11 protein-coding genes are annotated in these 13,557 nt (G+C 55.2%); 7 read left to right on the forward strand and 4 right to left on the reverse strand.

Annotated features, from left to right (window positions below):
- The first annotated feature begins 12 nt into the window (after nt 1–12).
- Nucleotides 13–312, forward strand: a complete 300-nt coding sequence (locus MTX78_RS12760; protein ID WP_243794672.1) for a hypothetical protein — start codon at nt 13–15, stop codon at nt 310–312.
- Between the two features lie 163 nt (nt 313–475).
- Nucleotides 476–1,345: a LysM peptidoglycan-binding domain-containing protein gene (locus MTX78_RS12765; protein WP_243794674.1), complete on the forward strand. Its 870-nt coding sequence runs from the start codon at nt 476–478 to the stop codon at nt 1,343–1,345.
- Nucleotides 1,346–1,472: 127 nt separating this feature from the next.
- On the opposite strand, the gene MTX78_RS12770 is transcribed toward MTX78_RS12765, so the two are convergent.
- Nucleotides 1,473–2,345 (reverse strand): SDR family oxidoreductase, encoded by an 873-nt coding sequence (locus MTX78_RS12770; protein ID WP_243794675.1) that lies wholly within the window; start codon nt 2,343–2,345, stop codon nt 1,473–1,475.
- A gap of 405 nt (nt 2,346–2,750) precedes the next feature.
- Here MTX78_RS12770 and MTX78_RS12775 point away from each other — a divergent pair, with 405 nt between their 5' ends.
- The 3 genes from MTX78_RS12775 to MTX78_RS12785 all read left to right on the forward strand — a co-directional run bounded on the left by MTX78_RS12775 (nt 2,751) and on the right by MTX78_RS12785 (nt 5,727).
- Nucleotides 2,751–3,614 (forward strand): Rossmann-fold NAD(P)-binding domain-containing protein, encoded by an 864-nt coding sequence (locus tag MTX78_RS12775; protein WP_243794677.1) that lies wholly within the window; start codon nt 2,751–2,753, stop codon nt 3,612–3,614.
- Nucleotides 3,615–3,811: 197 nt separating this feature from the next.
- On the forward strand, nt 3,812–5,053 hold the full coding sequence (locus tag MTX78_RS12780) for a BaiN/RdsA family NAD(P)/FAD-dependent oxidoreductase (protein ID WP_243794678.1): 1,242 nt from the start codon (nt 3,812–3,814) through the stop codon (nt 5,051–5,053).
- Between the two features lie 230 nt (nt 5,054–5,283).
- Nucleotides 5,284–5,727, forward strand: a complete 444-nt coding sequence (locus tag MTX78_RS12785) for a PA2169 family four-helix-bundle protein (protein WP_243794680.1) — start codon at nt 5,284–5,286, stop codon at nt 5,725–5,727.
- 149 nt (nt 5,728–5,876) lie between these two features.
- On the opposite strand, the gene MTX78_RS12790 is transcribed toward MTX78_RS12785, so the two are convergent.
- The gene (locus MTX78_RS12790; RefSeq protein ID WP_243794687.1) at nt 5,877–7,790 is read right to left on the reverse strand and encodes a DEAD/DEAH box helicase; all 1,914 of its coding nucleotides are present in this window, start codon (nt 7,788–7,790) and stop codon (nt 5,877–5,879) included.
- 521 nt (nt 7,791–8,311) lie between these two features.
- Nucleotides 8,312–8,503: a cold-shock protein gene (locus MTX78_RS12795; protein ID WP_022824769.1), complete on the reverse strand. Its 192-nt coding sequence runs from the start codon at nt 8,501–8,503 to the stop codon at nt 8,312–8,314.
- Nucleotides 8,504–8,760: 257 nt separating this feature from the next.
- Here MTX78_RS12795 and MTX78_RS12800 point away from each other — a divergent pair, with 257 nt between their 5' ends.
- Entirely contained in the window at nt 8,761–9,171 is a 411-nt protein-coding gene (locus tag MTX78_RS12800) for an acyl-CoA thioesterase (RefSeq protein WP_243794688.1), read from the forward strand.
- Nucleotides 9,172–9,177: 6 nt separating this feature from the next.
- Here MTX78_RS12800 and MTX78_RS12805 read toward each other — a convergent pair whose 3' ends face one another.
- Nucleotides 9,178–9,891, reverse strand: coding sequence for a hypothetical protein (locus tag MTX78_RS12805; RefSeq protein ID WP_243794690.1), 714 nt, complete (start codon nt 9,889–9,891; stop codon nt 9,178–9,180).
- A 51-nt stretch (nt 9,892–9,942) separates the two neighbouring features.
- Here MTX78_RS12805 and MTX78_RS12810 point away from each other — a divergent pair, with 51 nt between their 5' ends.
- Nucleotides 9,943–13,548 carry a UvrD-helicase domain-containing protein gene (locus MTX78_RS12810; RefSeq protein WP_243794692.1) on the forward strand — a complete coding sequence of 1,202 codons (3,606 nt, stop codon included), beginning with the start codon at nt 9,943–9,945 and terminating at the stop codon, nt 13,546–13,548.
- The last annotated feature ends 9 nt before the right edge of the window (nt 13,549–13,557 follow it).

Consider the following 13,557-nt stretch of genomic DNA (forward strand, 5'->3'; position numbering starts at 1 on the left):
AGATCCTGCCTTATGGCTAAATTCATGGTTACGCTTCAGTTGCCCGTGGTTTTCACCGAAGATTTCGTAGCCCTCATTCCCCGGCACCGCATGTTCATCAATCAGCTTATTGAAGAACACGTGGTGGAAGCCTACGCCATCAGCGCCGACCGCACGCAGGGCTGGATAACCATGAACGGCCAAAGCGCTGAAGCCATCCGGCAAGTGGTCCAGCAATTTCCGCTCTACGCTTTTTTCACCGCGGTAAAAATCAATGAGTTGTTTGTTTTCGACAGTGTCAGCTCTCGCTTTCCCCCTATTAGTCTGAACTAAGTGGTGAAATAGTGAGATGATGAAATAGTGAGTTTACCGTTCGGTAGGCGGCAACTGCGCAGTCGGAACCTTGAACTCACCATTTCACACTTACACCGTTTCATCTCCCGGCCCGGTTTATGCAAGGCGGGCATCCAAACAAGTTGCTTACGATCATCCCTCTATGACGCGTTTTTTCCGGCTTTTAGCCTTTTTGCCGTTGACGGCAGTGGCTCTAGGAACTGCTTTCGCGCCTGCTGCTCAGGCTCCCGCCGACCGTATCACCACCGAGCAGCTCATGAACCGACTCAGCAACACCATCGAAAGCCTGAAAACGCTGCGCTGCAACGTGCGCGCGCAGGAACGACTGATTACTGGTAAATACCAAAGTGCCCAAACGTCCATGAAAATGACGTTTAATCCACAACGGATTTATCTTAAAAATATCAAAGGGGTGGAAGTACTATGGGTAGCGGGGCAAAACGATGGCGACGCCTGGGTGTATCCGAACAGCTTTCCGTACGTGACGCTAAGCCTAGACCCTAACGGTTCCATCATGCGGCGCAACCAACACCACAGTGCCCTCGACGCTGGCTTCGGCACCATCTCCGACCTTATTCACGGCTCCAGCCAACGCCACGACCATAGCTTCGAGCGCAGCTTCCGCTACGTCGGCGACTCTATCATTCTGGGCCGTCCTTGCTACGTGCTACGTTCCAACTATCCGCAGTTTCGCTATGTGCCGTACAAAACCGTAGCCGGTGACACCCCGGCCCGCATTGCCGACAAATTTGGCTGCGGCGAATACCGCGTGATGGAGCGCAACGGTATCAGCCCTGGCTCAGCCATTGCCGTTGGCCAAACCTTGCAAGTACCCAACGGCTACGGCCGCCGTACCATCGTTTGCATCGACCAAAAGCTGATGCTGCCCGTTATCGTTGATGTTCATGACGACAAAGGCTTGTTCGAAAAGTTCGAGTTCAGCGACATCATAGCCAACCAACCCATCCCCTTGGCCGAATTCAGCAAAGATTACCCGGCATACAAGCTGTAGCCGATACTACCGCCAAAAAGAACGGCAGGCTGCATGGGCCGAAGCATACTTCTCAGGTGGCAAACAAAACCACCAACTGAGACATACTTCGGCCCATGCAGCCTGCCGTTTTTGCGTAAGCGCGTTATTAGCGCCGCATTGTTTTCTCGATTTCATCCCACATGGGCGCCGGAATGGCTTCGAGTTTATTGAACTCGCCGGCCCCGTTCAGCCATTCGCCCCCATCAAGGGTTACCACTTCGCCGTTCATGTAAGCGGAGAAATCGGACACCATATAGGCGGCTAAGTTGGCTAATTCCTGATGGTCTCCCACGCGTTTAAGCGGCACACTGCCGGCGGGGTCAAGCTTGGTGGCAAGGGGCTCAGGGAAGAGGCGGCTCCAGGCGCCTTCCGTGGGAAAGGGGCCGGGCGCAATGGCATTGGAACGGATACCGTATTTGGCCCATTCCACGGCCAAAGAGCGGGTCATGGCTAGCACGCCGGCTTTGGCCGCTGCCGAAGGCACTACGTACGCCGAGCCCACGGAAGCATACGTCGTGACAATGTTGAGGATGGTCCCGGGCTTCTTGTCTGCTATCCAGCGCTTTCCGAAAGCCAGGGTGCAGTTGTAGGATCCGCGCAGCACTATGTCTACAATTACATCGAATGCCTTGTGGCTTAGGCGCTCTGTAGGGCTGATGAAGTTGCCGGCCGCATTGTTAAGAAGCACATCGACGCCGCCAAAGGTGGTAATTGTTTTTTCAAGCAATGCCTCTACCTCGTCGTACTTGCGCACGTCGCACTGCACGGCCAGAATGCTGCCGCCGGTTTGCTGGCGCAGTTCTTCGGCGGTTTTTTCGAGTACGTCGAGCTTGCGGCTGCTGATGACTACATTGGCACCGAGTTGTAGAAAGTACGTGGTCATGGCGCGCCCGAGGCCGGTGCCGCCGCCCGTGACGACGATGGTTTTACCTTGAAGCGCATTGTCGCGGAGCATGGGTTGGGCGTAGGGAGCAGACATAGGAGTAGGATGGGTGGGAAATGAAACAATAGGCAAAAAGCTTCCGCCCCCAGATACCAAGGGCAGCACTATTCTTCGCCTCTCAAATAAACTGCTTATTCCAGTAACAGCCCTTACTGCCTCCGCTGGCCACTGCTCCGCCAGCCTACCACTGGCCGGCATACAGGCCGCCATGAGCAGGCTGCCTGCGGCTGTAGCAAACCACTGCACTTCGCGCTTAGCATTTTACACTCAATGCAATATGCTATATACGCGCCGAGCAGTATATAATTTAGTTTTCAAGATATTGAACAGCGGGCAAGTTCAAAAAAACTCCTAACATAGCCGCTTCTGCTGGAGCAACGAGCAGCACAATCAGCATGGCCTACTTAGAACGCGAAAGAAATTTCATCACCTTTACCTCGCATGACAACAACCTCTTCCGCCTCTACTTCTCCAACTTCAACCATTGCCGTACTGGGCTGTGGCTGGCTTGGGCTCCCCTTGGCCCAGGCTCTCGTGGCTGATGGCTACACCGTGAACGGCTCCACTACCACTCCTACGCAACTGCTGACCCTTCGCGACGCCGGCATCCGGCCGTACTTGCTGCGCTTAGGGCCGGAGTTTTCGCAGACCGATGCCGATTCGCTGCACGCTATGCTCCACGAAGCCGATGTGCTGGTACTCAATGTACCGCCTCGGGCCGCGGCGGCTGGCGCTTACCCGGCTTTGCTCCGGCCTGTAGGAGCTGCTGTGGCGGCCGCCGGTGTTCGGCACGTACTGTTCGTTAGCTCCACCGGCGTCTACCCCGACGAGCCTCGCGCCATGCGCGAAGCCGATGCCCTTTCCTCCCCCGATGCGCCCTCTGACTTGTTGCGCGCCGAGGGGCAGTTCACGCCTCGCCGTGGCCAATGGCTCACTACGGTGGTGCGCTTGGGCGGCCTGATTGGGCCAGAGCGCCCACCCGGCCGTTTCCTGGCAGGGCGGCACGAACTGAAGCAGGGCAGCGCACCCGTCAACCTCATTCACCTCGACGACTGTGTGGGGTTGTTGCGCCATATCATCCAAGAGAAAGTGTGGGGCTACACGTTCAATGCCTGCGCCGCCCATCATCCCGCCCGGCGCGACTTTTATCCCGCTGCTGCCGCGCATCTCGGCCTCGAAGCCCCCACCTTCCGCCACGAGACGCCCACTGTCAGCGGCAAAACCATTGATACCACGCTGTTGCGCCAAACCACCGATTACCATTTCCGCCACGACGACCTGGTAGCAGCCCTGGAATATTGCTAAGCCTTAGGCAGCAGACTAGTTAACTTGCACAGGCCAGAAAATCCACGCAAGAGCAAAGTTTTGTGAACGATTGGAGTTCGAGCAAGCTTGTTGATGCAGGCCTGCTGGCCAGGGGTACGGATGAGCTTCACCAACAAGCATCTTTAACCCCCGACCGTTTGGGCTGATTGAAAAATCTGTGATCTAGCTTTGCATTTGTGAATACTACCAACTCTACGGTCGCTGTGCTAGGGGGCGGGGCAGCGGGCTTCTTTGGGGCTATTGCCTGTGCTGAGGCAAACCCAGACCTGACCGTTTATCTACTTGAAAAGACCAGTAAGCTGCTCAGCAAAGTGCGGATTTCGGGAGGTGGGCGCTGCAACGTAACCCACGCCGCCGACACTCCCGCCCAACTCGTGCTGCACTACCCACGCGGTGCCAAGCAGCTCAAGGAGCCGTTTCGGCAGTTTGATGCGCAAGCCACTGTTCGGTGGTTCGAAAAGCGGGGCGTCCGCCTCAAGACGGAACCCGACGGCCGTATGTTCCCCGTTACCGACTCGTCGGAAACTATTGCCCAATGCTTGCTCGATGCCGCTCGGCAGGCTGGCGTGCGCATTCTTACGCAGACTTCCCCCGACCAGATTGAGCCTCTACCCGATGGGGGTTTCCGGTTGCAGCTCGTTGGAGCCCATGCCGGCGAAATGACAGTCGGCAAGTTGCTGATTGCCACCGGTGGCGCGCCCAAATCCGAGCAGTACGCTTGGCTACGAGCCTTAGGGCACAGCATTCAGGAGCCGGTGCCAAGCTTGTTTACCTTCAACGTGCCCGAGTCGCCGCTACGGGAACTGCCCGGCGTGAGCGTGCCGCATGTACGGGTACGAGTGGCGGGCGAAAAGCTGGAATACGAAGGGCCGGTGCTGGTAACGCATTGGGGCGTGAGTGGTCCGGCAGTGCTCAAGCTCTCAGCATGGGGCGCCCGGCGCCTACATGAGCTAGGCTACCAAAGCACCGCCCTGATCAACTGGGTTCCAGAGTACAACGAAGACACGCTCCGGCATCACCTGCGGGAGTTTCGGGAGCAGCACGGCAAAAAGGTGGTAACCTCCAACCCCTTGTTTGGGCTGCCCCAGCGCTTGTGGCGCACCCTGGCGGAGCAGGCCGGCGTTACCGACGAAGTCCGCTGGAACGAGCTACCTGCTAAACCGCAAAACAAGCTCATTGAAGCGCTGCTCAACACGGCTCTACCCGTTCGTGGCAAAACCACTTACAAAGACGAGTTTGTAACGTGCGGCGGCGTGATGCTCGGTGAAATTAACATGAAAACCATGGAAAGCCGTCGTGTTCCTGGCCTCTACTTCGCCGGCGAAGTCCTCGACATTGACGGCATTACCGGCGGCTTCAACTTCCAAGCCGCTTGGACGACTGGGTACCTGGCTGGCCGAGCAATGGGCGAAATGTAGCGCACGGGTGGGGCTTGGCAGGTTGTTGCTAATGCATGAGTATGCATCTGTGTTGCTAGGACCGCGTGCTACCTACTCTCAGGCGCAACCGCATTATGGCAGAGCGGTAGAGATTCGGTGACAAGTAGTTCATCGAAACGCGGACCGTAGGCTTCATGCTACTCTCCGCAACCCTAGCTTAGCTTTCACAGTAAAGTAAGGCACAACCACCTTACCTAACACTACTTCTCATGGAAGCTAAAGCAACCCAAGCCGTCCTCAACGAATTACTCGAAACCCTGAAAGACGGCGAAAAAGGATATTCCGAAGCCCTCACCGACGTTGAAGACCAGGATTTGAAAGAGGTATTCAAGAGATACGCTGTGCAGCGCGACGGGTATCTAACTGAACTGGAAGATCAAATGCACCAGCTCAACCTGAAGGCCGAAGAAGAAAGCTCTATCACGGGTACTATTCACCGCGCTTTCATCAACCTGAAAGCTGCTGTTACGAGCAAGAGCCGCGAAAGCATCCTCAACGAGTGCGAGCGAGGCGAAGACTATGCCGTAAAGGCCTACCAGACGGCCCTAAAAGCCGAGCTACCTAGCCAGCTCAAAACTATTATCGAAAAGCAGTACCAAGGCATTCAGCAAGGCCACGACGAAATCAAAGCCCTGCGTGAAGCTTCTAAATAATTCACGGGTGTAGCCGACTTATCGGCTCACGCGCATTTCTTCAGACAAAAAGAAAGAGCCATCTCATTGAGATGGCTCTTTCTTTTTGTGGTTATTCATGAAGCATGATATTCATGCAAGCCGCGAAATCCAGTTAACTCCAAGATATATTAATCGCCTTGGTTGTCGCGCTTGCCTTTGTAGCCGCCACCGTAGGTGCTGCTGCCACCACGGCTACCGCCGCCGTAACTACCGCCACCACGGTTGCCGCCATAGCTGCCACCGCCGCGGTTGCCACCGAAGCCACCTTCGCGGCTGCCGTAGCCGCTTCCGCCTTCGCGGTTGCCGCCCTTATAGCCACCACCGTAGCTGCCGCCACCGCGGTTGCCGCCGTAGCCGCCTTCACGACGCTCGCCACCACCGAATCCACCGGGGCCACGACGAGCACGGTCGCCGAAGTTGCCACCCTCTTGCTGGGCATCCCCTTCCTGGCGAGGCGTGGCCACATTGAACGACACCGGCCGGCCGTTGATGTTCGTACGACCAAGCTGGCTAACCACTTCTTCTGTGAATTCTGAAGGCACTTCTACGAAGCTGAATTTATCGTAGAGCGAGATGTCGCCCACTTTCGCAGCCGTCAAGCCGGTATTTTCGGCAATCAGGTCCACAATGTCGCGGGGATGAATCTGGTCTTTCTTACCCATCGTGACGAAGAGACGGGTGTAGCCAGGGCGAGCAGCGCCCTGCGTACGGCTGGCGTCCAGGCTTTCCTGTGCGCGCTTGTCTTCTTTCATCGTCATTTTCAACAAAGCAGCCGCCACGTCCAACGACGTGATGCCATCTTCCTGATCCTGATCAAGCAAACGCTGCACGCGGCTAACGTACTTATCGAGGTTGCCTTTCGTGATGACGTCCTTGATAGAATTGAGCATGAGCGTGGTTTTCACCTCCGATACATCCTCGAACGATGGCACCCGCTCCTGCTTGATGGTAGCTTTCGTGAAGCGCATGATGTCGCGCAGCTTGTAGATGTCGCGGCCACTCACGAAAGTGAAGGCCTTGCCCAACTTACCAGCGCGGCCCGTACGGCCAATGCGGTGCACGTAGTATTCTTCGTCGGCAGGCAAGTCGTAGTTCACTACCACTTCCACGTTCTCCACGTCGATACCGCGAGCAGCTACGTCGGTAGCTACCAGGATTTCCAGGGTGCCTTTGCGGAACTTGTCGAGTGTATTCTGGCGCTGCTGTTGGCCCATATCGCCGTGCAAACCTTCGGCGAAGTAGCCTTTGGCCTGCAAGTCGCCTACTATCTCGTCAACCATGCGCTTCGTGTTCGCGAAGACGATGCCCGACTTGATGTTATACATGTCGATGAGGCGGGTCAGCACGTCTTTCTTCTGCGGACCACGCACTTCGAAGTAGCTCTGCTCGATGTTGGTAACCGTCATTTCCTGATGGTTGACCTTCACAATCTGCGGGTCCTTCTGGTAGCGCTTGGTCATCTCCATGATCGGCTTGCTCATGGTAGCCGAGAAGAACACCGTCTGGCGCTCTTGCGGCATCTGCTTCAACACCGTCTCGATGTCGTCGCGGAAGCCCATGTCCAGCATTTCGTCGGCCTCATCGAGGATGATCATTTTGCAATGCTCTAGCTTCAACGTGCCTCGCTCGATGTGGTCCATTACGCGGCCAGGGGTACCAATAACGATCTGCACGCCGCGCTCCAGAGCACGGAACTGCCGGTCGTAGGAGCTACCACCGTAGATTGGCACTACAGCCAAGCCACGCTTATACTTGCCGAGCTTCTGGATTTCGCCAGACACCTGCACCGCTAGTTCGCGGGTTGGGCACAACACCAGTACCTGCACCTCGCGGGAGTTGGTGTCGATGTTTTCAATTGCAGGGATACTAAAAGCGGCAGTTTTGCCAGTACCCGTCTGCGCTTGGCCGATTACATCACGGCCTTCGAGTAGTACGGGGATAGCAGCCGATTGAATCGGGGAGGCTTCTTCATAGCCTACTTCCGAAATAGCGCGCTGCATTTCTTCTGAGAGCGAAAGCTCTTCAAATCTTACTTTTTCCATTTTTGTGTTTGATGGAGTGGAGACACTACGCTCTGAAAACAGCAAATTCAGCGACGCTCTTCTCCCACTCTCTCACAACGACAAGTGACGGAAGCAACGGACGGAAGACAAAGCCGGCCAACAATTTTTACTTAGGCAGCTACAAGCTGCGCGGAACGAGGCCGTTCTCAAATGCGGCTGCAAAGGTAGTGACAATTTTACGCAATAGCTATACTGTAGCTACTGTTTTAGTGGAAAACGGCTTTCCACACAGCTACCGCTCTGTTGTAGTAATCAATAGCAGAGCGCTAGAATACTAATCCTTCTCCTCGTCTTAGGGGGTAGGAACGGTTGAAAAATCAGAAGTAGATACTGAGGCCAATGCCGTTCGATGGAGATAAACCACTTTAATTTTCTTCAACTGACGACAACTAGTTCTTTAGCTTCCTCTGGCAAACCGCTTTTATAACCGCTTGAACCACGCACAAAAAAAGCAGGCTCTTTGGAGCCTGCTTTTCAATCGTATCCGAAAAGGAGATGGACTAAGCCAACTTTACTTTTACGGCGTTCAGGCCCTTACGGCCTTGAGCAATTTCGAACTGAACCTTGTCGTTGTCGCGGATTTCGTCGATCAACTCGGTAACGTGAACGAAGATGTCTTCGCCAGTCTCGTCCACTTTGATGAAACCAAAGCCTTTGGTCTCATTGAAAAATTTTACAGTTCCTGTCTGCATGGTACTTTTGTGATGGATGATTTTTAAGGAAAGCAGCACTCAACTCCGCTTTCCCCTCCTTACGAAAGTACTCAACTGGACTGTGTAAACCACTTTTTCTTAAACTGCCTCAAAGATAGAAGAAGTTTCCAACTTCGTAGCGTCTAGGCACAATATTATATCAGTGTTATATCATAAACGGTGAGTACTGACGAGCTTAGTCAGATTGGCCTTCCTGCGTTTCTTTGCCTAATCATCTGTTGCCTTACTCCTACTTTATGGAAACGCCCGCCTTCCGCTTCTCACGCCTGCTCACTGTACAGCCTCACGACATCGATGAGCTAAACCATGCCAACAACGTGCAGTATGTGCAGTGGGTACAGGACACAGCCGCAGCGCATTGGCACACGGCCTATCCGCCTAGCGAAGGACACTCCTTTATATGGGTGGTGCTGGAGCATCGCATCCGCTACCACCACCCTGCCCTGCTTGGTGATGAACTACGCTGCACCACCTGGATAGGCGAAGTGCGCGGCGCTCAAAGTCAGCGCTTCGTGCGCATCGAGCGGGCCGCCGACAACAAGTTGCTTTGTGAGGCCGAAACGCAGTGGGTATTTCTGGACTCGAAAACCAAACGCCCCGCCCGCGTGACTCCAGATATGGTGGCGCGGCTGTGGGGAGCAGTATAGGGTGAATTAAAGCTCACTTTCCCATGTCAGTTGCAGCGTTTCTAAGCTTGGGCTTTCAAGAATGGTTGCTCCTAGTTTCTTACTAGTTCCGATGACCGGACAAAGCCTATCTTCTAAGTTGAAGAGACACCAGCTTAGGTCTGACGGGAACAGATAAAGCGTAGCATCGAAGAAAGACTGCTCCATAAAAGCAATGAACTCCTTTATAGAAACGCAGTAAACTACTTCATCCGCAGAAGGCAATAACTGATAAACTGCCTCCCAACGCCAGTAGTCTTCAATGTATAGAAAAAGTTGATTATCAACAGTTAAACGCTCCAATAGAGCTACCAAGCTACTCATAGTCAATTCAGATAAAGTGGCAAATCCACGTTTGCTCCATTCTAGTCTTCTCACCATGGACAGGTCGTAAGGTATACCAAACTGTGCAGCTAGATGCTTAAACGTAATAGGTGTATAGTTGGGCTTACGGTGAATACTATGCGTTCCGTATTGCTCCCATATAGCAGCATTTTTGTTGAGTTGAGCAATAGATGGGTCCTCTAAGTTGATTTCACCAAAAGGAAATCCTTGGATGATACCAACTGCTGGAAGCAAAGCAGTATAAGTAGCAAATATGTTAGGCACTGCATCTCCGACTTTTAGTACAGGAGTACTTGTGTGCGTATTTACAGTGGGTTTCAGCCACTCAATAACCGATAAATCATTGCTGTACTTCATAAGTTTAAGAGAAGGATAAGTCCGAACTTTGCAAGTTACTTTTCATACCCAATGCCCGCCACCTTTCGCATTTACTCTTCTTCTGCCGGCTCCGGCAAAACGTATCAGCTTACCAAGGAATACCTGAAGCTGGCCTTAGGCGACGAGGACCCCGGGTATTTCAAGCGGATACTGGCCATTACCTTCACCAACGATGCGGCGGGCGAGATGAAGCAGCGCATTATTGGCGCGTTGCGGCGGTTTGCCTACCCCACAGAAGGTCAGCTAGATACGCTACTGACAGAAGTGGCCACCGAGCTAGCTGCAGAAGGCAAGATGCCGCGCTTTGCGACCACAACCGAGGACCAGCAGCAGGAAGTACGGCGGCGGGCCCAGGCAACGTTTCGGCTGGTGCTGTACCACTACGCCGACTTCGCGGTGAGCACCATCGACTCGTTTGTGCAGCGCATCGTGACGGCCTTTACGCGGGAGTTGGGCTTACCAGCCACGTTTGAGGTGGAACTAGATACCGAGGCCGTGCTGCAAACGGCTGTGGCCGCGCTGCTTGAAAAGGTAAACCGCGACCCAAACTCCAAGCTGCTGGCCCGCACCTTAAGCGAATATGCCCTAAGCCGCGCCGACGAAGGCAAAAGCTGGAACAACCTAGCGGGCGAACTAGTGGAATTTGGGGGTTTCCTCTTCAACGAAACCGTGCATGAGGCCGTAGCGCAGCTCCAGACGCTCACGCTTCAGGATTTTCGGCGGCTGCACGAAACGCTACGCAAGCGGCGCGAGGAGATAGAAGGCGAGTTTCGGGCGGTTGGGGAGCAAGCTACGGCCGCCTTAGCAGCAGTTGGCGTAACGGAAACCGATTTGTATCAGGGCCGAAGCGGCATCTTTGGGTATGCCACAAAATGGGAAGAGCGCCTGCTGCCGGAAAAGGAAGCTAATAGCTACGTGCGTGCCACTGTGGAGCAAGACAAGTGGTATAGCGGCAAGGTAAAAAGCGAGGCCGACCGGCAGCGTGTAGACAGTGCTAAAGCGGCGCTACTAGCTGCGTATGAGCAGTTTGAACGACTACGTGCCAGTGTATTGCCCGACTACCTGTTGCTGGCGGCTATGCAGCCCTACCTGTTTCACGCCTCGCTGCTTAGTGAGCTGAATAAGATTGTGGATCAGGTAAGCCGGGAAAGGAACATCGTGCTGATCAGCGAGTTCAACCGCCGTATTGCCAGTATCGTGCTAACCGAACCAGTGCCGTTTCTGTATGAGCGCCTGGGCGAACGGTATAACCACCTGCTCATTGATGAGTTTCAGGATACGTCGGTGCTGCAATGGAACAACCTGCTGCCACTGGTGGAAAACGCCGTAGCGACCGACAACCTGAGCTTAGCCGTGGGCGACGCCAAGCAGGCCATTTACCGCTGGCGGGGCGGCGAGATGGAGCAGATTCTGCGCTTGCACCAAGGCCAGACCGAGGCGCTAGTGAACCGCGCGACCAATCCCGAAATGCAGGACTTGCTGCGCGAACGGTATGTCACGCTTGACCAGACGCTGGAACCGGCTTCTTTGAATGTAAACTACCGGTCGGCGGCGGAGATTGTGGGGTTCAACAACGACTTTTTCAGCCATATCCGGGCGATGCACGCGGGGTTTCCGTTGGTGCAGGACCTGTTTGCCGAGGAGTTCCAACAAACGGTACCGCAGGCTATTGGCGGCGAACGGCCCCATTTGCAGGCAATACCTTCAGAGCCAGCCGCAGAGGAGGCATTTGACTTCAGTGCGCCCAATGCTAGTTTAGAGTATATCCTTTCGTCGGCTTCTGACTTGGACGCCGCGCAGACGCCTGCTACTTCTCCTGCGAGGCAGAAAACCAAGCCGGCTGATGAGGCAACCGGGCACGTAGAAATTCTCTTCACCCAGGATGATGCGCCGGCCCAGCTCTATGCTGCCGACAAGGGCGAGTACGAAGACCATCCCATACCTGGCTATCCGGTTGGGGCTAGCCTGGACTACGAGGAAAGTACGCTGTATCTGACGCTGGCCCTGGTGCAGCAGGCCTTGCGCGACGGCTTTCAGTTGCGCGATATTGCCGTGCTCAGCCGGCGGCGGCGGGGCAGCCGGCTGGTAGCGAAGTTTTTGAAGGAGCGGGGCTACGATATTATTTCCGCCGACTCGCTGTCGTTGGAGTTTGCGGAGGTGGTGAACTTGCTGGTGGCTATTTTCCGAGTGTTCAACCAACCTATTGATACGTTGGCCCGCGCGGAAGCCTTGCTACTGCTCGACAAAGTGGTGCTTCGGCTGGCCCCTACCCCCGACCGGGCACGGCACATTGCTTCGCTGGCCAACGCAGAGCACGCCGCTAATTTCTACGACGAGTTTCGGACGCTAGGCTATGATTTGCGGGAGCAGGAAACCGGCAACTTAGGCCTCTACGAGCTAACGGAGCGCCTGATTGGGCTGTTTGGCTTGCTGGGCCGCAACGGCGAGAGCGAGTACTTGTTTCGCTTCCTCGACCTGACACTGGAGTACAGCTTGCGCTTTGGCAACAACCTCAACAACTTCCTAGCTTATTGGGACCAGCGCAAAAGTGCCCTCAGCATCAACGCCCCCGCCGGCCGCAATGCCATTACCATCACTACGGTACACAAAGCCAAGGGCTTGGCTTACGGAGTGGTAATTGTGCCGTTTGCGGATTGGAGCTTGGAGCCGTTTCGGGCAACGTTGCTGTGGGGACGCCTCTCAGAAGCCGACAAACCGGTGGCCGAAATGCCCGCTGTGGCCGTGGTGCCACTTACGAAGGCTCTTACGCGCACCGTTCTCACCGACCAGTACACGGAGGAACGCGAGAAAACCTTTCTGGAAGGGTTAAACATGTTGTACGTGGCCTTCACCCGGCCGCGTCACCGGCTCTACATCATCACGAAACGCACGGAAACCGGCCGCAAAACCAGTGACGCAGATGCTACGGCTGAACCTGCCGGGGGGGCAGCTCGAAACGTGGCAGAACTGCTGCACAGTTACTTACGCAGTGAAAACCGTTGGCAGGACGAGCAGGTGTCCTTTGTTCTTTCCACGGGCAGCTTTGCGCAGTCGGCCGGCAGTCAGCAGAAAGCAACTACCAACAATTTCTACCTCTCGAACCTGGAAACAGCTCCTTGGGAAGAACGACTGCGGCTGCGGCGGCACGCCAGTACGGTGTTTGACTTCGATGAGCAGGAACGGCTCGGCGAATGGAACCGCAAACTGCACTACGGCTTGCGCCGCCTGGTGCTGGCCACCGATGTAGAGCGGGTGGCCCGGCAGTTGGTGGCAGAAGGCCTGATCAGCAACAAAGAGCGGCCCGCGCTGACCGACCGCCTGCACAAAGTAGTGACGCACCCCCAGTTGGCGCACTACTTCAGCACGCAAGTATCGGTGGAGACGGAGCGTGAGATTCTAGTGGGTGGCGTGAAGCGGCGCGACTACAAGCCCGACCGGGTGGTATTTGGGGCCACCACTTCCGCTACCGGCCGGTCCGGCACCCGCGTGACGCTTGTTGACTTTAAAGTGCCCCCTCCGCAGCCGCAACACCGGCGGCCTTTGCAGCAATACGCCCAGCTATTCCGGCAGCTTGGCTACGAACAAGTGGAATGTGTGCTGTACTACTTCGGCAGTGAGGAAGTGCAGGTGTTCTAGTGGTTCCTG

Source organism: Hymenobacter tibetensis (assembly GCF_022827545.1).
GTDB classification, from domain to species: Bacteria; Bacteroidota; Bacteroidia; order Cytophagales; family Hymenobacteraceae; genus Hymenobacter; species Hymenobacter tibetensis.